General features: G+C 71.8%; 24 protein-coding genes. 11 read left to right on the plus strand and 13 right to left on the minus strand.

The window, feature by feature from the left end; translation table 11 throughout:
• Positions 1-58: 58 nt before the first annotated feature.
• The gene (locus ACWD5F_RS35950; RefSeq protein ID WP_451260509.1) at positions 59-1,273 is read right to left on the minus strand and encodes an MFS transporter; all 1,215 of its coding nucleotides are present in this window, start codon (positions 1,271-1,273) and stop codon (positions 59-61) included.
• A gap of 190 nt (positions 1,274-1,463) precedes the next feature.
• The gene (locus ACWD5F_RS35955) at positions 1,464-1,922 is read right to left on the minus strand and encodes a MarR family winged helix-turn-helix transcriptional regulator (protein WP_401711025.1); all 459 of its coding nucleotides are present in this window, start codon (positions 1,920-1,922) and stop codon (positions 1,464-1,466) included.
• Between the two features lie 143 nt (positions 1,923-2,065).
• Here ACWD5F_RS35955 and ACWD5F_RS35960 point away from each other — a divergent pair, with 143 nt between their 5' ends.
• Positions 2,066-2,596, plus strand: a complete 531-nt coding sequence (locus tag ACWD5F_RS35960) for a 2'-5' RNA ligase family protein (RefSeq protein WP_451260510.1) — start codon at positions 2,066-2,068, stop codon at positions 2,594-2,596.
• A gap of 39 nt (positions 2,597-2,635) precedes the next feature.
• On the opposite strand, the gene ACWD5F_RS35965 is transcribed toward ACWD5F_RS35960, so the two are convergent.
• Both ACWD5F_RS35965 and ACWD5F_RS35970 read right to left on the minus strand, forming a co-directional pair.
• A complete protein-coding gene (locus tag ACWD5F_RS35965) occupies positions 2,636-3,637 on the minus strand; it encodes a helix-turn-helix domain-containing protein (RefSeq protein WP_451260511.1) in 1,002 nt (333 codons plus the stop codon).
• Between the two features lie 139 nt (positions 3,638-3,776).
• Positions 3,777-4,751: an alpha/beta hydrolase gene (locus ACWD5F_RS35970; protein WP_451260512.1), complete on the minus strand. Its 975-nt coding sequence runs from the start codon at positions 4,749-4,751 to the stop codon at positions 3,777-3,779.
• A gap of 214 nt (positions 4,752-4,965) precedes the next feature.
• On the opposite strand from ACWD5F_RS35970, the gene ACWD5F_RS35975 reads away from it, so the two are divergent.
• Positions 4,966-5,937, plus strand: coding sequence for a TerC family protein (locus ACWD5F_RS35975; RefSeq protein WP_451260513.1), 972 nt, complete (start codon positions 4,966-4,968; stop codon positions 5,935-5,937).
• Between the two features lie 113 nt (positions 5,938-6,050).
• Positions 6,051-6,932, plus strand: coding sequence for an LLM class F420-dependent oxidoreductase (locus tag ACWD5F_RS35980; protein ID WP_451260514.1), 882 nt, complete (start codon positions 6,051-6,053; stop codon positions 6,930-6,932).
• Here ACWD5F_RS35980 and ACWD5F_RS35985 read toward each other — a convergent pair.
• On the minus strand, positions 6,908-7,126 hold the full coding sequence (locus tag ACWD5F_RS35985) for a hypothetical protein (RefSeq protein WP_451260515.1): 219 nt from the start codon (positions 7,124-7,126) through the stop codon (positions 6,908-6,910). The two genes, ACWD5F_RS35980 and ACWD5F_RS35985, sit on opposite strands and share 25 nt — an antisense overlap.
• A 114-nt stretch (positions 7,127-7,240) precedes the next feature.
• On the opposite strand from ACWD5F_RS35985, the gene ACWD5F_RS35990 reads away from it, so the two are divergent.
• Entirely contained in the window at positions 7,241-8,146 is a 906-nt protein-coding gene (locus ACWD5F_RS35990) for a LysR family transcriptional regulator (protein WP_451260516.1), read from the plus strand.
• A 134-nt stretch (positions 8,147-8,280) separates the two neighbouring features.
• Complete coding sequence (locus ACWD5F_RS35995; protein ID WP_451260517.1) at positions 8,281-9,063, plus strand: DUF899 family protein; 783 nt, start codon at positions 8,281-8,283, stop codon at positions 9,061-9,063.
• A 51-nt stretch (positions 9,064-9,114) separates the two neighbouring features.
• Here the strand turns inward: ACWD5F_RS35995 and ACWD5F_RS36000 are convergent, their stop codons facing one another.
• Complete coding sequence (locus tag ACWD5F_RS36000) at positions 9,115-9,678, minus strand: NAD(P)H-dependent oxidoreductase (RefSeq protein ID WP_123996413.1); 564 nt, start codon at positions 9,676-9,678, stop codon at positions 9,115-9,117.
• 103 nt (positions 9,679-9,781) lie between these two features.
• On the opposite strand from ACWD5F_RS36000, the gene ACWD5F_RS36005 reads away from it, so the two are divergent.
• Positions 9,782-10,462, plus strand: coding sequence for a TetR/AcrR family transcriptional regulator (locus tag ACWD5F_RS36005; protein WP_451260518.1), 681 nt, complete (start codon positions 9,782-9,784; stop codon positions 10,460-10,462).
• A gap of 7 nt (positions 10,463-10,469) precedes the next feature.
• Here the strand turns inward: ACWD5F_RS36005 and ACWD5F_RS36010 are convergent, their stop codons facing one another.
• Complete coding sequence (locus ACWD5F_RS36010) at positions 10,470-11,609, minus strand: FAD-dependent oxidoreductase (protein ID WP_451260519.1); 1,140 nt, start codon at positions 11,607-11,609, stop codon at positions 10,470-10,472.
• Between the two features lie 67 nt (positions 11,610-11,676).
• Positions 11,677-12,348 carry a TetR/AcrR family transcriptional regulator gene (locus ACWD5F_RS36015; protein ID WP_451260520.1) on the minus strand — a complete coding sequence of 224 codons (672 nt, stop codon included), beginning with the start codon at positions 12,346-12,348 and terminating at the stop codon, positions 11,677-11,679.
• Positions 12,349-12,455: 107 nt separating this feature from the next.
• Here ACWD5F_RS36015 and ACWD5F_RS36020 point away from each other — a divergent pair, with 107 nt between their 5' ends.
• Positions 12,456-13,490: a LacI family DNA-binding transcriptional regulator gene (locus tag ACWD5F_RS36020; protein ID WP_451260521.1), complete on the plus strand. Its 1,035-nt coding sequence runs from the start codon at positions 12,456-12,458 to the stop codon at positions 13,488-13,490.
• A gap of 17 nt (positions 13,491-13,507) precedes the next feature.
• Positions 13,508-14,686: a 4-hydroxybenzoate 3-monooxygenase gene (locus ACWD5F_RS36025; RefSeq protein WP_451260522.1), complete on the plus strand. Its 1,179-nt coding sequence runs from the start codon at positions 13,508-13,510 to the stop codon at positions 14,684-14,686.
• 3 nt (positions 14,687-14,689) lie between these two features.
• Here ACWD5F_RS36025 and trxA read toward each other — a convergent pair whose 3' ends face one another.
• A complete protein-coding gene (gene trxA, locus ACWD5F_RS36030) occupies positions 14,690-15,076 on the minus strand; it encodes a thioredoxin (RefSeq protein ID WP_123996407.1) in 387 nt (128 codons plus the stop codon).
• A gap of 121 nt (positions 15,077-15,197) precedes the next feature.
• Here trxA and ACWD5F_RS36035 point away from each other — a divergent pair, with 121 nt between their 5' ends.
• Positions 15,198-16,631, plus strand: coding sequence for a dihydrolipoyl dehydrogenase family protein (locus tag ACWD5F_RS36035; RefSeq protein ID WP_451260523.1), 1,434 nt, complete (start codon positions 15,198-15,200; stop codon positions 16,629-16,631).
• An 83-nt stretch (positions 16,632-16,714) separates the two neighbouring features.
• On the opposite strand, the gene ACWD5F_RS36040 is transcribed toward ACWD5F_RS36035, so the two are convergent.
• Positions 16,715-17,359, minus strand: a complete 645-nt coding sequence (locus ACWD5F_RS36040) for a peptide deformylase (protein ID WP_451260524.1) — start codon at positions 17,357-17,359, stop codon at positions 16,715-16,717.
• A 145-nt stretch (positions 17,360-17,504) separates the two neighbouring features.
• Here ACWD5F_RS36040 and ACWD5F_RS36045 point away from each other — a divergent pair, with 145 nt between their 5' ends.
• Entirely contained in the window at positions 17,505-18,899 is a 1,395-nt protein-coding gene (locus ACWD5F_RS36045) for a PepSY-associated TM helix domain-containing protein (RefSeq protein ID WP_451260525.1), read from the plus strand.
• A 61-nt stretch (positions 18,900-18,960) separates the two neighbouring features.
• Here the strand turns inward: ACWD5F_RS36045 and ACWD5F_RS36050 are convergent, their stop codons facing one another.
• The 3 genes from ACWD5F_RS36050 to ACWD5F_RS36060 form a co-directional block, all read right to left on the minus strand.
• Positions 18,961-19,308, minus strand: coding sequence for a tetratricopeptide repeat protein (locus ACWD5F_RS36050; RefSeq protein ID WP_451260526.1), 348 nt, complete (start codon positions 19,306-19,308; stop codon positions 18,961-18,963).
• 94 nt (positions 19,309-19,402) lie between these two features.
• Positions 19,403-19,840 (minus strand): MarR family transcriptional regulator, encoded by a 438-nt coding sequence (locus ACWD5F_RS36055; protein WP_451260527.1) that lies wholly within the window; start codon positions 19,838-19,840, stop codon positions 19,403-19,405.
• Positions 19,837-20,376, minus strand: coding sequence for a MarR family winged helix-turn-helix transcriptional regulator (locus ACWD5F_RS36060; RefSeq protein WP_451260528.1), 540 nt, complete (start codon positions 20,374-20,376; stop codon positions 19,837-19,839). Before ACWD5F_RS36060 ends, ACWD5F_RS36055 begins: the two co-directional genes overlap by 4 nt.
• Before the next feature lie 88 nt (positions 20,377-20,464).
• Between ACWD5F_RS36060 and ACWD5F_RS36065 the strand changes: the two genes are divergently transcribed.
• The gene (locus tag ACWD5F_RS36065) at positions 20,465-21,430 is read left to right on the plus strand and encodes a pirin family protein (protein WP_451260529.1); all 966 of its coding nucleotides are present in this window, start codon (positions 20,465-20,467) and stop codon (positions 21,428-21,430) included.
• Positions 21,431-21,501: the final 71 nt, after the last annotated feature.

The following is a 21,501-nucleotide window of genomic DNA, read 5'->3' on the forward strand; positions in this document are numbered from 1 at the left end:
CCTTTGCGGTGTTGGCGGTGCGGGGTCGGTCGGTTCGGTGCCGGTCGGTTCGGTCGGTTCAGTGCCGGGCGGCGACGGGGATGTCGTCGGCCGGGGCGGACGCGGCCACGACATGGCCGGTGGCGGTGCGGGTACGGCGGTCCAGGGCCGCGGCCAGGAAGGACAGCAGCAGCGCGGAACCGGACAGCAGAGCGCCGATCCAGTTCGGCGACGTGTAGCCGAGCCCGGCGGAGATGACGACACCGCCCAGCCAGGCGGCCAGCGCGTTACCGAGGTTGAAGGCGCCGATGTTGACGGCCGAGGCGAGGGTCGGGGCGGCGGACGCCTGGTCGAGTACCCACTTCTGCAGCGGGGGAACGGTGGCGAAGCCGAGGGCGCCGATCAGCGTGAGCGTGATCGCGGCGAGGACCTTGTTGTGCGCGGTCGCCGTGAACAGCAGCAGCGTCGCGGACAGCGCGGCGAGCGCGGTGAACAGCATCGGCATCAGCGCGCGGTCCGCGAACCGGCCGCCCAGCAGGTTGCCCAGGAACATGCCGACCCCGAACAGCACCAGCAGCCACGTCACCGCGCCGGCCGAGTAGCCGGCCACCTCGGTCATCATCGGCGTGATGTAGGTGATCGCGGCGAAGACACCGCCGTAGCCGAGGACGGTCATCGCCAGCGCGAGCCAGACCTGGACGTTGCGGAAGGCGGCGAACTCGGCACGTACATCAGGGGACTTGGGCCGGCCCGCGTCGGGCACGAGCTTCGCCAGACCGAGCAGCCCGACGATGCCGAGCGAGGCGACGAGGACGAACGTGACGCGCCAGCCGGCGGCCTGGCCGATGTAGGTGCCCAGCGGAACGCCGACGATGTTCGCGACCGTGAGACCCATGAACATCAGGGAGATCGCGGAGGCCTTCTTCTCTGGGGCGACCAGGTCGGCGGCGACCACGGAGCCGATACCGAAGAACGCGCCGTGCGCCAGGGAGGCGATCACGCGGCCGATCAGCATCACGCCGAAGCTGGGGGCGAACGCGGACAGCGCGTTGCCGATCACGAAGAGCCCCATGAGGAACATGAGCATCTTCTTGCGGGAGACCTTGGTGCCCAGGACGGTCAGCAGGGGTGCGCCGGCGACGACACCGAGGGCATAGCCGGAGACCAGCCAGCCGGCGGTCGGGATGGAGACCCCGAAGTCACCCGCGACCTCGGGCAGCACGCCCATGATCACGAATTCCGTCGTGCCGATCCCGAAGGCCCCGATGGCGAGGGCCAGAAGGGCGAGAGGCATGGGAGGTACCTTCCAGGCGATTGCGTGTGTCGCTTACGAGCGTCGACAATAATTGCAGACGCGGGATAAATGCAAGTGCAGGGAAGGTCGGGGGCGGGTAGAGCGCGTCTGCAAGCATGTGGTCGAGCGAGAGCCCCCGCGGCGAAAGCACCTCGGGGGCTCGGCGTCAGAGGCGGAGGCGGGGCAGGGGTCAGGCGGCCACGCGGAGCGTCTCGACCGCCTTGACCAGCGGGGCGAGCTCGGGATTCGCCGCGGCCGAGTCGAGGGCCTCGCGCAGGGCGGCCTCGTTGGTCGGGCGGGCCGCCTCCAGCAGTGTGAAGCCGGACTCGGTGACGTTCGTATAGATGCCACGGCGGTCGGTGGGGCACAGGTAGCGGGTCAGCAGCCCGCGATCCTCTAGGCGCGTGACCAGCCGGGTCGTGGCGCTCTGGCTGAGTACGACCGCGTCGGCGACCTGCTTCATCTGCAGATGCCCGCCGTCGCCGTCGTGCTGCCGGCTCAGGACGTCCAGCAGCGAGTACTCGCGCACGCTCAGGTCGTGCGCCGCCTGCAGGGCACGCTCGATGTGGGCCTCGATCCTGCCGTGCAGCAGCGAGAGGGCGCACCAGCCCTGGGCGAGGGCGGTGAGTGCCGGGTCCGTCGCGGTCATGGCCTGGGTCCTCCGTCGCGTGATGACTGGGATCCAGGATAGGGGATCGGTGAAATTACCGGCGGAAGCATGTAGCGCGCGTATGCAACGAGTGACCGCCGGTGCGGGTCCGTGCCCGTCGGTGCGGCTGATATACACGTCGGGTGACGGACGACTCCCGCGGATTCCAGGCAGGACAGACAGGCCTCGTGGCGCTGATCCCGGAGGCCGAGCCGGTGGTCGGAACGTGGCGCGCGCGCCTCGATCCCGCCGCGCGCGCGGGCGTCCCGGCCCATGTCACCGTCCTCTTCCCGTTCCTGCACGCCGACGTCATCGACGACGGCACCCGCGCCGCCCTCGGCGAACTGGCCGCCCGGCAACCGGCCTTCGACCTCCGCTTCGAGCGCTGCGGCCGCTTCCCCGGCGTCCTGTACCTCGCTCCGGACCCGGACACCCCCTTCCGCCGCCTCACCGAGGCCGTCGTCGACCGCTGGCCGGAAGCCCCGCCGTACGGCGGCAAGTACGAGCCCGTACCCCATCTGACCGTCGGCCAGGTCCGGGACGAGGCGGCCCTGGACGAGGCGGAGGCGGACATCCGCCCGAACCTCCCTGTCACGGCTCATGTGTCGGCGGTCGACCTGGTGGTGTTCAGCGGCACGGAGTGGCGGCTTGAGGCGTCGTTCCCCCTCGGGTAGCCGGGCGGAACAGGGCAGGCGAGCGACGTCGGCTGACCGTTACGGACGCGCCAAGTGCCGCATCGCCAGCGCCAGTTGGAGCCTGAGTCGGCCCTGCGGTGTGCGAACCGGCCAGCCCAGGAGGTGCTCCGCCTGGGTCAACCGGTCCTGGAGCGTGGAGTGGTGGACGTTGATCTCGGCGGCGGCCGCCCGCTGACTCGCCGTCGCGGCCACGGCGTTGAGCGTGGCCAGCAGCCCGGGCACGGCAGCGGCGGCCGCCTCGATGGCGTGCACGTCGGCCGGTGGCTCGGCGCCCGGTGCGATCAGCCCGGCGAGCAGGGCGATGCCGCCCAGCTCATCGGCGTACACCACGCACGGGCCGGGGTCCTGCGCGGTGCCGTCGGCAGTGAACCGCAGGGCCGTGCGGGCCTCGGCCCAGGAGTGCGGCAGGTCGAGCACGGGGACGGCGGGGCCGACGCCGACGCGGCCGGCCGGGAGGCCCGCGCCGGCGGTCAGCAGGCGGGGTCTGCCGTCGGCCGGGGCGAGGGCGCGTACGCGGAGGGCAGGGTCGGCGGGATCGACGCCGATGAGCCGGGCCGCGTGCAGCCGGGCGTCCTGCGGGACCGTCGCGTCCAGCAGCGTCTCCACCAGGGCCGGGTCGTCGGCGAGCGAGGCGGGGGCGCGGCCCCGGGTGCGGTCCAGGACGAGCCGGACGGCGCCCGCGGCCCGTTCCACGATCACCGCGTCGACGACACTGGGCTGCCCGGCCGGACGCTCCAGCCACAGTGCCGGGACACCGCCCGGTTCCAGCGCGGCGGACGGCCAGGCGGGGTCCGGCGGGGTGTCGACGTCCTTTCGGGTGCCGTCGGGCTCGACCCGGACCCGTACGCGCCGGCTCCCGTCGACGAGCCGCGCCGGGCAGCCGGCCAGCACGGCGGCGCCCCGTACCAGGGTCTCCAGACCGGCCCTGGCCTCGGCCAGGTGATCGAAGTAGGAGATGACCTGCACCGCGGCTCCGGCGTCCGGATCCAGCGCGGTCAGTCGTCCGGCCAGCTCTTTCATACGTTCATGGTCCTGCATGGCGCCGATGCGGGGGAGTCCGCGTCGGCGCGGGATGTGGGGTCCTCGCCCGGGGAGTGGGATGTCGGCGCTTCGCCCGCGGTGGGGGAGGTCGGTTCCTCACCCCACCCGCCGGATCCCCTCACTCGCCGATGAGCCGCCGCAGCCAGTTCAGCCGTGCCGCCCCGGTCGCGCGGGACACCGCCGCCTGCGGCACGAAGCCGTCGTAGCCGTGGAAGCCGCCCGGCCATACGTGCAGCTCGGCGACTCCGCCGGACTGCCAGATCCGGGTGGCGTAGGCGACCGCCTCGTCGCGGAAGGTCTCCGCCGAGCCGACGTCGATGAAGGTGGGCGGCAGGTCGGTGACGTCGTGGGCGCGGGCGGGGGAGGCGTAGGGGGACACGTCGGGGCCGCCGCGCCGGTCGCCGAGCAGTGCCGTCCAGCCGGTCTCGTTGGCCGTGTGGTCCCAGACACCGAGGCCCGCCATCTGGTGGGAGGAGACGGTGTCGTTGCGGTCGTCGAGCATCGGGCACATCAGCACCTGGCCGATCGGCCGCGGACCCTTGCGGTCCCGGGTGAGCAGGCCCAGTGCCGCGGTCAGTCCACCGCCCGCGCTGGCGCCCGCAATCACGATCCGGTCCGCGTCGGCACCGAGTTCGGCCGCGTGTTCCGCCGTCCAGACCAGTCCGGCGTAGACGTCCTCGATCGGCGCCGGGTGCGGATGCTCCGGTGCCAGCCGGTACTCCACGGAGACGACGACCGCGTCCAGTTCCTTCGCCCAGTCGAGGGCCGCGGTCACGCCGATCCGGTTGTCGCCGATGACCATGCCGCCGCCGTGCACGTGGTAGAAGACGGGCCGCGGGCCGACGGTCGCGGGGGCGGTGGGACGGCAGATGAGCAGCGAGATGTCCGGCTCGCCGTCGGGACCCGGCACCGTACGGTCCTCGACCTCGAAGAACCCGTCGAGGGTCAGGTCGAGCTCGCCCAGGAAGTCGACCCCCATTCCCTCGCGCATCGTGGCGATGTCGTCCAGCGTGAGGCCGGGCGAGATCACATCCCTGACCAGCTCCAGCGCGGCGGCGAGCTCGGGGTCGAACGGGGGCGGAACCTGGGTCATGACGTCTCCTCACGCGGGGCGCGGCGGTTCTCGACAGCCATGGTCCGCGCGACGGCGCCGCCGGGCCCGCCGCCGTCCGGCGGAAGGTGCCCGCCGAATGGCGGGTGGACTCCCGAAACCGCCTCATTGCCCGTTGTTCACCTGTCCGTGGTGGAAGAGATCACACGTCCCGACAACGCTGACCGGACCCCCCACCGCACCAGGAGTCCCACCCGTGAACGTCTCCCTCACCGTCTGGCTGCTGACCGTACTGGCCCTGTGCCTGCTCGTCGCCGTCGACTTCTTCATCGGCCGCAAACCCCACGACGTGTCGGTCAGAGAAGCCGGGGTGTGGACGATCGTGTGGGTCGTCCTGGCCTGTCTCTTCGGGGTGGGCCTTCTCGTCTTCGGCGGGGCGGGGCCCACGGGCGAGTTCTTCGCCGGGTACGTCACCGAGAAGTCGCTCAGTGTCGACAACCTCTTCGTCTTCGTCCTGATCATGGCGAAGTTCGCGGTGCCCTCGCAGTACCAGCAGCGGGTGCTGATGGTCGGCGTCCTCGTGGCCCTGGTGCTGCGCGCCGGCTTCATCGCCGCCGGCGCGGCGATCATCTCCACCTTCTCCTGGGTGTTCTACCTCTTCGGCGCCTTCCTGATCTGGACCGCCTGGAAGCTCATCCAGGACGCGCGCAAGGAAGGGCACGAGGAGGACTACGAGGAGAGCAAGCTGCTGAAGGCGGTGGAGAAGCGGTTCGGCGTCGCCGACCGCTACCACGGCACCAAGCTCTGGGTCGAGCAGAACGGCAAGCGGGTCATGACCCCGATGCTGGTCGTGATGCTCGCGATCGGCTCCACGGACGTACTGTTCGCGCTCGACTCCATCCCGGCCATCTACGGGCTGACCCAGGACCCGTACATCGTGTTCACCGCCAACGCCTTCGCGCTGATGGGCCTGCGGCAGCTGTACTTCCTCATCGGCGGCCTGCTCAAGAAGCTGGTGCACCTCAGCTACGGCCTGTCGATCATCCTGGGCTTCATCGGCGTCAAGCTGGTGCTGCACGCACTGCACGAGTCCGGCGTGCACGTCCCGGAGATCTCCATCCCCTTCTCGCTGGGCTTCATCGTGCTGGTCCTGGCGGTCACGACGTTCACCAGCCTGCGGGCGTCGAAGAAGCAGGAAGCGCGTGAGGCGGCACGCCCCCCGGCGTGAAGCGGCACGCCCCAGGCGTGAAGCGGCGCGTCCTTGACTTCGAGAGTGCTCGAAGATCTAACGTCGCCGGGGTCGGCACGGATCGGTACGGGCCGGGGCGAACGGAGACGGACATGCGTGTGGGTGTGCACATCAACCGGTTCGACCACCGCGGGGGAGGCCCCGCCCTCGGGACCGAGCTCGCCGCGGCCGGCCGCGCGGCCGAGGCGGCCGGGGTCAGCTGGCTGTCGGTCATGGACCACTACTTCCAGATGGAGTTCAACGGCGGCGCCGAGGCGCCGATGCTGGAGGCCTACACGACCCTCGGCTACCTCGCGGGCCAGACCTCCACGGTGCAGCTCGGCGCGCTGGTCACCGGTGTGACGTACCGCCACCCCGGGCTGCTCGCCAAGATCGCCACCTCCCTCGACATCCTGTCCGGCGGCCGGGCCACCCTCGGCATCGGCGCGGCCTGGTACGGCCGCGAGCACGAGGGCCTCGGCGTGGCCTTCCCGCCGCTCGCGGAGCGCTTCGAGCGCCTGGAGGAGGCCCTGCGCGTCTGCCTCCAGATGTGGGACCCGGACAACAACGGCCCGTTCGAGGGCAAGCACTACCGGCTGGCCGAGACCCTGTGCGTACCGGCCCCGGTCAGCGCTCCCCGCCCCGAGATCATGATCGGCGGTGGCGGCGAGAAGAAGACGCTGCGCCTGGTCGCCCGCTACGGCGACGCGTGCAACCTCTTCACGACCTCCCCGGACGAGGTCCGCCACAAGCTCGACGTGCTCCGCGCCCACTGCGACACCGAGGGGCGCGACTACGACACGATCCGCAAGACCGTCGCCTACAGCGGAGAGGCGGTCAACGAGGGCGACCTCGACGCGGCCACCCGGGACATCGAGGGCTACACCGGGCTCGGCATCGACACGGTCATCCTCTCGCCGCGCCTCGGTGAGACCTCCGGCTGGATGGAGAGCTTCGTGGCACCGGCCGTTCAGCGGCTGGCCGGACTCGACTGAGCGGTGGCGGGGCGGCTGCGCGAGACGATCCGCACACCGCGGTCGTCCACGCTCCTGACCTGGAGCGAACCGCAGCCGCAGCGCGTCCAGAGGGTGAGGCCGCCGGCGGTGGCGTGCCGGGACAGCACCTGGAAGGGGTCGGCGGCGTCGGGCCATCCGCAGTGCGGGCAGGCGGCGCCGGTCGGGCCGGGCATGGGAACTCCTCGTATCTCGTGGCTGGTTGACCGTCGCGACACACCCAGCGTGCGGCCCGACCTCCGTACACGTCCAGGTTGACTTTCCGGACCCGACCTTGAAGCGTGGACTTCATGATTGATCTGCGCCGGCTCCACGTCCTGCGCGCGGTCGCGCACTACGGCACGGTCACCGCGGCCGCCCACGCCCTGCACTTCACCCCGTCCGCCGCCTCCCAGCAGATCCGCGGGCTCGCCCGCGAACTCGGCGTCGACCTGCTGGAGCCGCAAGGCCGCGGAGTACGCCTCACCCCGGCCGCCGAGAGTCTGCTCGCGCACGCCGACGCCATCGAGGCGCGCTGGGAACAGGCCGAGCTGGATCTCCGCGCCGAACACAGCGCCCCCGGCGGCCTGTTGCGGGTGAGCGGCTTCCCGACGGCCGTGTCGGTGCTGCTCGCGCCGATGGCGGCCCGGCTGAGGGAGCGGCATCCGCGGCTGTCGGTGCGCATCCGGGAGGCGGGCGTGCCGGACAGCTTCGACCAGCTCTTCGAGGGCGAGGCCGATCTGGCGGTCGTGGAGGCCACGCCGTTCAACCCGCCGCTGAGCGACGCCCGCTTCGACCAACAGCCTTTGCTGGACGACCCGTTCGACCTCGTCGTACCCGATGACCACCCGCTGGCGGGGCGTGAGCGCGTCGACCTCTCCGACGCGGCGCACGAGGACTGGATCGCCCCGATGCCCGACAGCCCGTGCAGCCCGCACGTGCTGTCGGCGTGCGGCGAGGCCGGGTTCAGCCCCGGCGTCGTCCACTACACGGTGGAGTGGAACGTCACCGCCCACCTGGTGGCCCACCGGCTCGGGGTGGCCCTGATCCCGAGGCTCTCCCAGCTCACCCCGCACCTGCCGATCACCCGCGTCCGCTGCACGGGCGACCCGCACCGCAAGCTCCTCACCTCCACCCGCACGGGCGGCCGGGAGCGTCCCGCGGTCGCCGCCGCGCTGCGCGAACTGCGGGAGCTGGCGCGGACGGTGGTGGCCTGAGGCCCCAGGGGACGGACCGACCCGAACCACAGCCCTCGGCCGCGATGAGTTCCGGCGCCTTCGCGAGTCTGTTCCGGTGTGCGTCGTAGCGCGTCGTACGACGACGCCCGGCATCGGACACCACGGAGGACACCATGACGACCACGCCCGGCAACGCGAGCGGCGGCCTTCCCGGCAAACCGCCGGTCGTCGACCTGGCCACCTGGCAGGCGGCGCGCGAGGAGCTGCTGATCCGGGAGAAGGCGCACACCCACGAGGGCGACGCGATCGCCGCGGCCCGGCGGCGGCTGCCGATGGTCGAGTTCGACGGCAAGGTCGAGGTCACCGGCGCCGACGGACCGGTCCCGTTCCTGGACCTCTTCCAGGGCCGCGACGAGCTCGTCGTCTACAAGCACATGTGGTACGACGGCGCGCCCCACCAGGGGCAGTGCGAGGGCTGCACCACCACGGCCTGGCACCTCCAGGACGCCGTCTATCTCCACGCCCGCGGCGTCTCGTTCGCCGTGCTGGCCACGGGCCCGTGGGACGAGATCGCCTCGTACGTCGAGTTCATGGGCTACACCCAGCCCTGGTACTCGGTGCGCGGTGTGGACGGGCCGGCCGGCGGCCACATGGGCTACCTCGCCAGCTACCTGCGCGACGGCGACCGCGTGTTCCTCACCTACTCCACGACGGGTCGCGGCAACGAGCGGGTCAACGGGTCCCTCGGCCTGCTCGACATGACTCCCTACGGCCGAGGCGAGACCTGGGAGGACAACCCCGAGGGCTGGCCCGAGGGCGCGCACGCCTGCTGGTCCTGGCGCACGGACGCGGACGGGAACGCCACCTGGGGCGGCACCAGCCGACCGGTGCCGCAGTGGAACCGCCCCGGCGCGGGCCCTGTGGAGACCCTGGGCCGGAAGGGCCCGCACCACTGAAAAGGGGCCGGAGCTCAGAGCTCCGGCCCCTTCGGGTGACGCGTGCGCCGATCAGGCGGCGACGGTCTCGCCCGCGTGACCGTGCAGACGGGTGAGCACCTCGGTCACCTGCGCGGCGACCTCGGCGTCGTCGGCCGGGTGGGTCTCGGCGAAGCGGACCACGGAACCGGGGATGGAGAGCTTGAGGTCCTCGATCACCTTGCCGCCGGCGATGCCGACGGCCTTGCGGGCCTCGTCCTGCGCCCACACGCCGCCGAACTGGCCGTAGGCGGTGCCGACCACGGCGACGGGCTTGCCGCCGAAGCCGCTGGCACCGTACGGGCGGGACAGCCAGTCGATGGCGTTCTTCAGGACGGCCGGGATGGTGCCGTTGTACTCGGGGGAGAAGAGCAGGAAGGCGTCGGCGGCCTGGGCGGCGGCGCGCAGCTTGGCGGCGGCGGGCGGCACGTCGCCCTCGACGTCGATGTCCTCGTTGTAGAACGGGATCTCGGCCAGGCCCTCGAACAGCTCGATGTCCGCGCCCTCCGGGGCCAGCTTCACAGCGGCCTCGGCGAGCTGGCGGTTGTGCGAACCGGCGCGAAGGCTGCCGACGAGCGCGAGGATGCGAACAGACATGGGGGACTCCAGAGGGGGTGCTGAAACATTGCCGTTACGATCCGGACCGAGGTCCGTTTCAAGTTCTAGCACCCTAAGCGGACTGCGGTCCAGTTTTGTTCCCATGCTTTACGCTGTCTTCATGTCCGCTACCCTGCCGCCCATACCGGCGCCTCAGGAGCCCGTCGGCGAGCCGGAGTTGTTGCAGCTCAGCCCCGTCGAGGACGAGCCCTGCCTGCGGGCCGACGCCGCGCGCAACCGGGCCGCGCTGCTGGAGGCGGCCACCCGGCTGATCGCCGAGCACGGCGCGGCCGGGGTCACGATGGAGGCGGTGGCCGCCGCGGCCAAGGTGGGCAAGGGGACCGTGTTCCGTCGCTTCGGCGACCGGACCGGACTGCTGATGGCCCTGCTGGACCACTCGGCGAAGAAGCTCCAGGCCGACTTCCTCGGCGGACCGCCCCCGCTGGGACCCGGGGCTCCGCCTCTGGAGCGGCTGCGGGCGTTCGGCGTGGCGGTGCTGTACCGCACGCAGGAGCAGCTGGATCTGCAACTGGCCGCCCAGCCGGAACCGACCCGCAGGTTCGACCTGCCGCCGACCCGGGCGCTCACGATGCACGTCACCGTCCTGCTGCGGCAGCTCGTGCCGGACGCCGACTGCGAACTGCTGGCGCGGACGCTGATGGGCTACCTCGACCCCGCCCTGATCCACCACCTGACCAGGCAGTGCGGGATGCCGATGGCCCGCCTGGAGGCCGGGTGGGTCGACCTCGTCGAGCGCGTGACCTCCGTACCGCCGTCCCGCTGAGTCCGGCTCAGCCGTGGTGCGAGCCGAAGAAGTCGACCAGGCCCTGCGGGGCGTCGTCGCGGAACATCAGGATCCCGTTCGCGGCGGAGTCCGCCGCCGCCTCCTCGCTGCGCGGGAACAGCCTCGCCTCGTAGGCGGCCAGCGCGGCTTCGGTGTCGCCCGGGTGCGCGGCCAGCGCCAGGCCCAGTTCGGCCCCGTCGAGCATGGCCAGGTTGGCGCCGACGCCCGCGAACGGTGACATCAGATGGGCCGCGTCGCCCAGCAGCGTGACCCCGGGCACCCGGTCCCAGCGGTGCCCGATCGGCAGGGCGTGGATGTGCCGTGGCACCAGCGGTCCGTCGGCGTCGCCGACCAGCGCCCGCAGACTCTTGTCCCAGTCGCCGAAGTGCTCCAGCGTGTACGCCTTCGCCGCCTCGGTGTCCGTGAAGTCGACGCCGTCGAACCCGTCCTCGGGGATGCTGAGCGCCACGTAGATGTGCAGGCTGCCGTCGGTCTCGCGGTGGCCCAGGAAGCCCTTGCCCGCGCCGAGCGCCATCAGCATGCCGCCGCCGACGACCTCGGCGCTCACGGGATGCCGCAGGTCGGCGTCCGGGAGGTCCACCTCGACGAACGAGATGCCGGTGTACTGGGGCCGCGCGTCCGAGAGCAACGGCCGCACCCTGGACCAGGCGCCGTCCGCGCCGATCAGCAGATCGGTCGTGAAGGAGGAACCGTCCGCGAGCGTCACCTCGTGCCGGCCGCCGTCGAGCGGGCGGGCGCCGGTGACCTTCGCGCCCCAGTGGACGGTGCCCTCGGGGAGGGAGTCGAGCAGCAGGTCGCGCAGCTGGCCGCGGTCGACCTCGGGGCGCCCGCCGTTGCCGTCGTCGGGGCTGTCCACGAGGACCGTGCCGTGCCGGTCGAGGACGCGGGTGGCCTCGCCGCCCGGGTGGACCAGGGTCAGGAACGCCTCGTACAGACCTGCCGCGCGCAGCGCCGGCTGGCCCGAGTCGTCGTGGATGTCGAGCATGCCGCCCTGGGTGCGTGCGGCGGGGGAGTCGTCGAGGTCGAGGACGGCGGCCTCGATGCCGTTCACGTGCAGGACCCGGGCGAGCGTGAGCCCGCCGAGTCCGCCGCCGACGACGGCGATGGGGTGGTGGGGGGTGGTCATGGTGAACCTCTTTGAAAGGGGCGGGACTTGAAGAGGTGGCAGGTGGGGGAGGGGAGGGGGAGCGAGGTCAGTCGGGTACGGCGGTCCGCTCTATGCCGTTGATCACTGCCCGGAGCGCCCACGACTGGCGGGCCTCGGGTGGCCCCGACAGCAGGTCGTCCGCGAGTGCGGCGATGCGTGGATGTGTGCGGTCGGACGCGTCTCGCACGGCACGGCGCACGGCATCCCACTCCTCGTCGGACGTGTCCTCCACGTGCTCGGCGGCCTGCGCGGTGGAGTGCTGGAGCAGCAGGTCCACGCCCCACGCGGCCTGTGCCGGCGGGACGCCGCCCTCGTCGAGCAGGGCCAGCAGCGTCTCGATCAGGGTCAGGTAGTGCGGGCCGCTCGGCCGGGCGGTGAGCGCGGAGCGGGCCAGGCTCGGGTGCTCGAAGAGCATCGCCGTGTACGCGGTGAGCACCCGCTCCAGCCGCTCGCGCCACGAGCCCTCGGTCGGGGCGGGTCCGATGGTGCCCAGCAGTTCGTCCAGCACGGCCGCGTGCAGCTCCGCGGTGTTGCGCACGTAGACGTACAGCGAGGCCGGGCCGGTGTCGAGCTCCTGCGCCAGGCGCCGCATGGTCACCTTCCGCAGGCCCTCGGCGCGCAGCACGGCCACGGCGGCGGCCACGATGCCCTCCCGGGACAGGGCGGGCTTCGCCGGACGCTCACGGCGGCTGCGGGGGATGTCGGGGCGGTCTGTCATGTCTCCACGGTAACGAACATGTTCGTTGAGAACAAGTTCGTGACGAACATGTTCGTTGTGGACCGGGTGTGGCCTCGGACACAGGTTCTGCAAAGATGCCTCACGTCATGGTGCAGATACCGAACACGCCCGCGCTCGCGTCCCCCGCCGCGCGCCCCGTGCCCACGAGCGCCGATGTGGCCCGTCTGGCCGGAGTCTCGCGCGCGACCGTCTCCTACGTCCTCAACAACACCAGCGCCGTACGCATCAGCGAGCCCACGCGCCGCCGCGTCCACGAAGCCGCGAAGGAACTCGGGTACGTGCCCCACGCGGCCGCCCGCAGCCTGCGCGCCGGACACAGCCGCCTGGTCCTGATGCCCGCCCCCACCATCCCGATCGGCCCCCTCTACAGCCAGTTCATCAACGAACTCCAGTGGGCGCTCAGCCGCCTCGACTACACCGTCGTCCAGTACGGCACCGTCGGACTGCAGGGCGACGAGGCCGCCCGCGCGTGGGCCGAACTGCGGCCCGTCGCCGTCCTGGTGCCCGGCGCGAGCCTGGGCCCGCAGGGTGTGACCGTGCTCAAGCGCTCCGGCGCCCGGGCGGTCGTCACCCTCGGCCCCGATTCCGTCGAGGGCGCCCACGCCCTGCTCATGGACCACGAGGCCGTCGGCTTCTGCGCGGGCCGCCACCTGTACGACCGCGGCCGGCGCCGCATCGGTGTCCTCGTTCCCGAGGAGGACGGCCTGGAGCTCTTCTCGCTGCCCCGCCTCAAGGGCGTGCGCCGGGCCCTGGACGGCACCGACGCGGCGGTCACCGACCTGCCCCTCGCCTACGACGAGCAGGCCGCCGCGCGCCTCGCCGCCCGCTGGCACGCCCTCAAGCTCGACGCCGTGTTCGCCTACAACGACGAGTACGCGATGCTGCTGATGCGCGCCCTCCAGGACGCGGGCGTACGCATTCCTCAGGACACGGCCGTGATCGGCGCCGACGACCTCGTCCTCGGCCGGCTGCTGCGGCCCCGGCTGAGTACGGTGCACATCGAGCTCCCGTCCGGCCGTGACCTCGCCGAACTGGTGGACCGCGCGGTGCGCGACCCGGGCGCCGGGCCCGAGACGCACGAGGTACTGGGCGCCACGGTCGTCCACCGAGAGTCCAGCTGAACCCTCAGGAGGCGCCCATGCGCACGACGGTCGGCATCATCGGCGGCGGCCCCGCCGGGCTGCTCCTCGCCCGGCTGCTGCACCGCGCGGGCATCGAGTGTGTCGTCCTGGAGGCCAGGACGCGGGAGTACGTCGAGCAGCGCCAGCGTGCCGGAATGCTGGAGCAGGGCACGGTGGACGCGCTGCGCGAGGCCGGCGCCGCCGACCGTCTCGGCGCCGAAGGGCTGGTGCACCAGGGCATCGAGCTGCGCTTCGACCGCGAACGCCATCACATCGACTTCCCGGCCCTCACCGGCGGGCGGACGGTCACCATCTACGCCCAGACCGAGATCGTGAAGGACCTCGTCGCCCTCCAACTGGCCGAGGGGCCACCGCTGTTGTTCGAGGCGGAGGCCCTGGCGGTGGAGAAGCCGGAGAGCGGGACACCCGTCGTCCGGTTCGTGCACGAGGGCCGTGAGCAGACGCTGAGCTGCGACTGGGTGGTCGGCTGCGACGGCTTCCACGGCATCTCGCGGGGCACCTTCCCGGCCGAGGTCGCCCGGTCGTACGCGCACGACTACCCGTACTCCTGGCTCGGTGTCCTGGCCGATGTGGCGCCGTCCTGCGACGAGTTGATCTACGCGCGCGGAGAGGACGGCTTCGCGCTGCACAGCATGCGCTCCCCGCACGTCTCACGCCTGTATCTGCAAGTGCCCAACGACACCGACCCCGACGACTGGCCGGAGGACCGGATCTGGGACGAACTCGCCGCGCGGTTCGCCGTCGACGCCGACTGGAGCCTGAAGCGCGGCCCGATCACCGCCAAGTCCGTGACACCGATGCGGAGTTACGTCCACGAACCGATGCGCCTGGGCCGACTGCTGCTGGCGGGCGACGCCGCGCACATCGTGCCGCCGACCGGCGCCAAGGGACTCAACCTCGCCGTCTCCGACGTCCGCGTCCTCGCCCGCGCCTTCGCCGAACTGCACCGCACGGGCTCCGAGCGGCTCCTGGACACCTATTCCGAGGCATGCCTCGCACGCGTGTGGCAGGCCACGCGTTTCTCGTACGACATGACCCGGATGCTGCACACCCAGCCGGACGGGGACGCGTTCGAGAACCGGGTGCAGCTCGCGCGTCTCCGCCGGATCACCTCGTCCCGGCACGCGGCCGCCGAACTGGCCGCCAACTACACGGGACTTCCGCTCCTGGGCTGAGACCTACTCGCCGTTCTGCTCGGCCTGCGCCTGCTGCTCGGCGACGGACTTGCGGACCTCGTCCATGTCGAGCTTGCGGGCCTGGCCGATGACGTCCGTCAGGGCGGCCTCCGGCAGGGCGCCCGCCTGGGCGTACACGGCGACCTGGTCACGCACGATCATCAGCGTCGGGATCGACTGGATGCCGAAGGCCGCGGCGAGCTCGGGCTGCGCCTCGGTGTCGATCTTGCCGAACACCAGGTCCGGGTTCTCCTCGGCGGCCTTGTCGTAGATCGGGGCGAACATACGGCACGGCCCGCACCAGGCTGCCCAGAAGTCGATCAGGACGAATTCGTTGTCCGTGACCGTCTGGTCGAAGTTCTCCTTGGTGAGCTCCACGGTGCTGCTCATGACGTGTATCCCTACTTCCTCGTGTCGGGGCGAAGCCGTCGGCACAACGCGGCCGGCCGGTCACGTATTCCGCGCCCCTACCCGTGTGGCCTCCGGTCACACCACCGAGCAGACTGGCCCCATGACGGAAACGGAAGACATCGCGTACGACGTAGTGGTGCTCGGGGCCGGGCCCGTGGGGGAGAACGTCGCGGACCGCACCCGTGCGGCCGGACTCTCCACCGCGATCGTGGAGAGCGAGCTTGTCGGAGGCGAATGCTCGTACTGGGCGTGCATGCCCAGCAAGGCCCTGCTGCGCCCGGTGATCGCCCAGGCGGACGCCCGCCGGCTGCCGGGTCTGAGTCAGGACGTGCAGGGCCCGCTCGACGCGGCCGCGGTCCTCGCCCGCAGGGACTACTTCACCTCCCACTGGAAGGACGACGGGCAGGTCGGCTGGCTCGACGGCATCGGCGCCGACCTCTACCGCGGCCACGGCCGCCTCGCCGGACCCCGCACGGTCACCGTGACCGGCCCCGACGGCACGGTGACGACGCTGACCGCCCGGCACGCGGTCGCCGTCGCCACGGGCACCGGCGCCGCACTGCCCGACCTGCCCGGACTCGCCGAGGTCCGCCCGTGGACCAGCCGCGAGGCCACCAGCGCCCAGGAGGTGCCCGGCCGGCTCGTGGTGGTCGGCGGCGGCGTGGTCGCCACCGAGATGGCCACCGCCTGGCAGGCCCTCGGCTCGCGCGTCACCCTCCTGGTCCGCGGCAAGGGCCTGCTCAACCGCATGGAGCCCTTCGCCGGCGAACTGATCGCCGAGGCGCTCACCGCGGCGGGCGTCGACGTGCGCACCGGCGCCTCGGTCGAGTCGGTCACCCGGGAGAACGGCACGGTCGTGGTCGTCACGGGCCAGGGCGACCGCATCGAGGCCGACGAGATCCTCTTCGCCACCGGCCGCGTCCCGCGTACCGAGGACATCGGCCTGGACACGGTCGGTCTGACCCCCGGCTCCTGGCTCACCGTCGACGACAGCCTCCGTGTCACCGGCAGCCAGTGGCTCTACGCGGTCGGCGACGTCAACCACCGCGCCCTGCTCACCCACCAGGGCAAGTACCAGGCCCGGATCGCGGGCGCCGCCATCGCCGCCCGTGCCTCCGGCGTACCGCTCCTGGAGACCGACCCCTGGGGCGCGCACGCGGCCACCGCCGACCACAGTGCCGTCCCGCAGGTCGTCTTCACCGACCCGGAGGCCGCGTCCGTCGGTCTCTCGCTCGCGGAGGCCGAACAGGCCGGGCGCCGGGTGCGCGCCGTCGACGTCGAGTTCGCCTCGGTGGCCGGCGCGGGGCTCTACGCGGACGGTTACCGCGGCAAGGCCCGCCTGGTCGTCGACCTCGAACGCGAGATCCTGCTCGGCGTCACCTTCGTCGGCCCCGGCGTCGGCGAACTCATCCACTCGGCGACCGTCGCCGTCGCGGGCGAGGTCCCGATCAGCCGGCTCTGGCACGCGGTGCCGTCCTACCCGACGCTCAGCGAGGTGTGGCTGCGCCTGCTGGAGGCGTACCGGGACAACTGACGTGCGGGACAGGGAAGTTCACGCGGGGACCATCGACTTCAGGTGGTCCCCGCGCCGCGTGTGAAAGGCAATGCTCGGGCGGGCTACGGCAGTTCGAAGCCGAGTTCCCGCGCCGCCTCCTCCGGGGTCGGCCGGGTCCACCGCTCCGCCATCGCCTCGTTCGAGGACAGCGAGCGCAACTCGGCGCGGTCCAGATACAACAGGCCGTCGAGATGGTCCGTCTCGTGCTGCACGATCCGCGCCGGCCAGCCGCTGAACACCTCGTCCACCGCGCGCCCGTGCTCGTCCTCGCCCGTCAGCCGCACCTCGGCGTGCCGGGCCACCACCGCCTGCCACCCCGGCACACTCAGACAGCCCTCGAAGAACGCGGCCCGCTCGCCGCCGACGGGCTCGTACGACGGATTGACCAGCACCCGGAACGGCTGCGGCACCCGGCCCCGGGCGATGCGCACCTCGTCCGGCACCGGCGCCGGGTCCTCGATCACCGCGATCCGCAGCGGTACCCCGACCTGCGGCGCGGCCAGGCCCACGCCCGGTGCCGCGTGCATGGTGACCCGCAGTGCCTCGACGAGACGGGCCAGCAGCGCCGGGTCCAGCTGACCGTCGAAGCGCTCGGTGCTCTTGCGCAGGACCGGGTCACCGGCGGCCACGATCGGCAACGGGCCATCGGTCGCGAGGAGTTCCTCGACCAGGTCGACAAGGGGTGCGAGGTCACGGGGAGTTGCCATCGGGCCAGGATGCCATGACGTTCCGCCACGACCGCCACGCCCTGTGACGTACGCCACTTGTGTCGCCGGGAACTCGACGCCCTCCGCCCCCGACTACTGGACCGCCACAGTCACACACCGTCCCCGTCCCCCGGAGATCCCGCCGATGTCCACCGCGCCACCGACCACCACGGACGAGGCCCCGCAACCCGCCGCCGTCCCCGCGCCGACCCCCTCCAGATGGGCCCCGCTGCGCCCCCTGGTGCTGCGCCTGCACTTCTACGCCGGAGTGTTCGTCGCACCGTTCCTGCTCGTCGCCGCCGTCACCGGTTTCCTCTACGCCGGCTCGTTCCAGGCCGAGAAGCTGGTGTACGCCCATGAGATGACCGTCGCGAAGGTCGGTGACACCAAGCTGCCCATCTCCGAGCAGGTCACCGCCGCCCGCGCGGCCCACCCCGAGGGCACCGTGTCCGCCGTACGCCCCTCCCCGGAGTCCGACGCCACCACCAGGGTGCTGCTGTCGGGCGTCGCGGGCGTCGACGCGGACCACACGCTCGCGGTCTTCGTCGACCCGTACACCGGCAAGGTGCGTGGGGCCCTCGAACAGTACGGCTCGACCGGCGCGTTGCCCCTGCGCACCTGGATCGACGACTTCCACCGGGACCTGCGGCTCGGCGAAACCGGCCGGCTCTACAGCGAGTTCGCCGCGAGCTGGCTGTGGGTCATCGCGGGCGGCGGTCTGGTGCTGTGGTTCTCCCGCCGCCGTGCGCTGCGCAAGGTGCGCGGCACCAGCGGCCGGCGCCGCACGCTCGGTCTGCACGGCACCGTCGGGGTCTGGGCGGCGGCCGGGTTCATCTTCCTCTCGGCGACCGGCCTGACCTGGTCGACGTACGCCGGCGCCAACATCGACGAACTGCGTACCTCGCTCGGCCAGTCCACCCCGTCGGTCTCCGCGGCGGCCGGCGGCGAGCACGCCGGGCACGGGGCGGCCACCACCACCGGGGACGCCGACCACGGCGTCGGCCTCGACACCGTGCTCGCGGCGGCCCGCGCGAAAGGCCTCGGCGACCCCGTCGAGATCGTCCCGCCCGCCGACGAGAACTCCGCGTACGTCGTCCGCCAGGTCCAGCGCAGCTGGCCCGAGAAGCAGGACTCCGTCGCCGTCGACCCGAGCACCGGCAAGGTCACCGACGAACTCCGGTTCGCCGACTACCCGTTGCTCGCCAAGCTGACCCGCTGGGGCATCGACCTGCACACCGGTTCCCTGTTCGGCCTGGTCAACCAGATCGCCCTGATGCTGCTCGCGGCCTCCCTGATCCTGCTGATCGTCTGGGGCTACCGCATGTGGTGGCAGCGCGGCCGGGGCTCCTCCTTCGGCCGCCCCATACCGCGCGGCGCCTGGCAGAACGTGCCCCCGCAGATCCTCGTCCCGTGCGTCGCCGTCATCGCCGTCCTCGGCTACTTCGTCCCGCTGCTCGGCATCCCCCTGGCCGCCTTCATCGCGGCCGACATCCTCCTGGGCGAGATCGCCCACCGGCGGGGGACAGTGGCGGCCAAATGACGGACGACCCCCGGGCCACCTCGATACGGAGGCGACCCGGGGGTCGGTCGTGCGGTGTGGCTCAGACCTGCTCGAAGTCACCCGCGAGCGCCGAGGCGATCCGCAGGTGCGAGTCGGCCTCCTCGTCCCGGCTCTGCCGCTGGAGCGTCCGGCCGAGCAGTAGCCGGGCGTAGTGCTCCACCGGGTCGCGCTCGACGATGACCCGCAACTCGCTCTCCGCGCGCTTCAGTTGGGCCGAGTGGTAGTAGGCCCGAGCCAGCAGCAGCCGGGGCCCGGTCTGCTCCGGCACCTCCTCGACCAGCCCGTCCAGCACCCGTGCGGCGGCCGTGAAGTCCTTGGCGTCGAAGAACAGCTGCGCGCGCTCCCAGCGCTCCGCCGGTGTTCCGTGGTCGTAGTACGTGGTGTCCACTCGTTGCCTCCTTCGGCCTGCTCAACTGGAGGAGTTGATTGAATATTCCACTACCTCGGGAGGGGCGGTACGTATCCCGGGAGGGGTGGGTGCGTCAGGAGCGGCGCGCGGCCAGCTCCGCGTTGGCCCGCTCGGTCACCTGGGCCAGCACGCCGCCGGCCACCGCCAGGTCCTCGGCCGGGATACCGGCGTAGAGCCGGGCGGAAATCTCCCCGACCTCGGCCGACACCTCGGCGTGGAACGCCTTCCCGGTGTCCGTGAGCCGGACCTGCGAGGCCTGGGGCGCCAGCGACCCCTTGGCGATCAGCTCGGCGACGACACCCTGTATCTCGGCGGTGCCGACCTTGAGCGCGTCGGCGACCTCCTCGACGAGGGCGTCCCGTTCGACCGGACCCCCGGTGACCCGGTTGAGGGTGATCTGCTGCTGGAAGGTGGCGCCGTGGAGGGCCAGGACGCTCTCCAGGACGGCGCGACCCGCGTAGTGGGCGAGGCCGATGACCTGGCCGTTGACGGTGGGTGCGGTGGTGGTCATGACTGCTCCGTCTCGATGTCGTCATGCTCGATGTCGTCGTGCTCGTTCTCGTCGTGCGCGGAGGACGCGAAGGGGTCCAGGGGTGCGTCGAGCAGGGTCGCCAGGTCACGCGAGAACTCCTTGGCGCGCGGACTGTCCAGACCGCCGAGCGGCGCCAGCAACTGCCGCAACAGCCCCTGTACGACCTTGATCGCGCGCCCGGTGACCTCGCGGCCCTGCTCGGTGAGTGCCAGTTGTACGGCGCGGGGATCCCGGGGATCCCGGTCCCGCTCGACCAGGCCGGCCGCCTCGAGAGCGCGCGCCAGCTTCGACACGTAGAGCGGCTCGAGTCCCGTGACGTCGGCGAGGCGCCGCTGGCTGGGGCGCTCCCCGGCCCGCCGCAGCCCGTACAGCGAGGCCACCATGACGTACTGCGCGTGGGTGAGCCCCAGCGGGGCCACCGCCCGGTCGACCGCGACCCGCCACTTCATCGACAGGCGCCACACCAGCGCACCGGGTGTCGCCTTCTCGGAATCTGTACCGGAACCCTTGCTCATGGCGGATACAGTACATGGCTACTATATACATGGCTACTATTTTCGCCCTGACTGACGGAACGGCTCCGACGGGGCTAGGTTGTGGGACATGAGCAATCTTGATCGCGAGGCGGTTCCCGCCCTGTGCGGTGGTCGTGGCTTCGTGGTGGCGGAGCCCGTGCGTGAACTTCTCAGCCCTCGCCGGGTGCAGCTCGGCGCGTCGACCGAGGTCCGTCGTCTGCTGCCCAACCTGGGCCGCCGGATGGTCGGCGCCTGGTGCTTCGTCGATCACTACGGCCCCGACGACATCGCCGACGAGTCCGGCATGCAGGTCCCGCCGCACCCGCACATGGGTCTGCAGACGGTGAGCTGGCTGCACGACGGCGAGGTGCTGCACCGTGACTCGACCGGCAGCCTCCAGACGATCCGCCCGCGCGAGCTCGGTCTGATGACCTCAGGGCGCGCGATCAGCCACTCCGAGGAGAGCCCCCGTCCGCACGCGCGGTTCCTGCACGGCGCGCAGCTGTGGGTCGCTCTTCCGGACGGTCACCGCCACACCGATCCGCGCTTCGAGCACCACGCCGAACTCCCGGTCGTCACGGCACCGGGCCTCAAGGCGACCCTGATCCTGGGCGACCTCGACGGCGCGACCTCGCCCGGCACGACGTACACCCCGATCGTCGGCGCCGACCTGACGCTGGCCGGCGGAGCGGACGTACGCGTCCCGCTGGAGCGGGACTTCGAGTACGCCGTGCTCGCCATGTCCGGCGAGACCCGCGTCGACGGTGTGCCCCTGCTGCCGGGTTCGATGCTCTACCTCGGCTGCGGCCGCGACGAACTGCCGGTGCGGGCCGAGTCGGACGCCGGGCTGATGCTCCTGGGCGGTGAGCCGTTCGAGGAGGAACTGATCATGTTCTGGAACTGGATCGGCCGCACCCAGCAGGAGATCGAGCAGGCCCGCACGGACTGGATGACGGGAACACGCTTCGGCGAGGTGAAGGGCTACGACGGTGACCCGATCCCGGCGCCCGAACTGCCGCCGGTGGCCTTGAAGCCGCGGGGCAGGGTGCGCTGACCTGGGCGATTCAGAAGGTTGAGGACGCACAGGACCATGCTGAGTGGCTCTGTGCGCCCTCTTCCCACGTT

The sequence above is a fragment of the Streptomyces sp. NPDC002499 genome, from assembly GCF_053595415.1.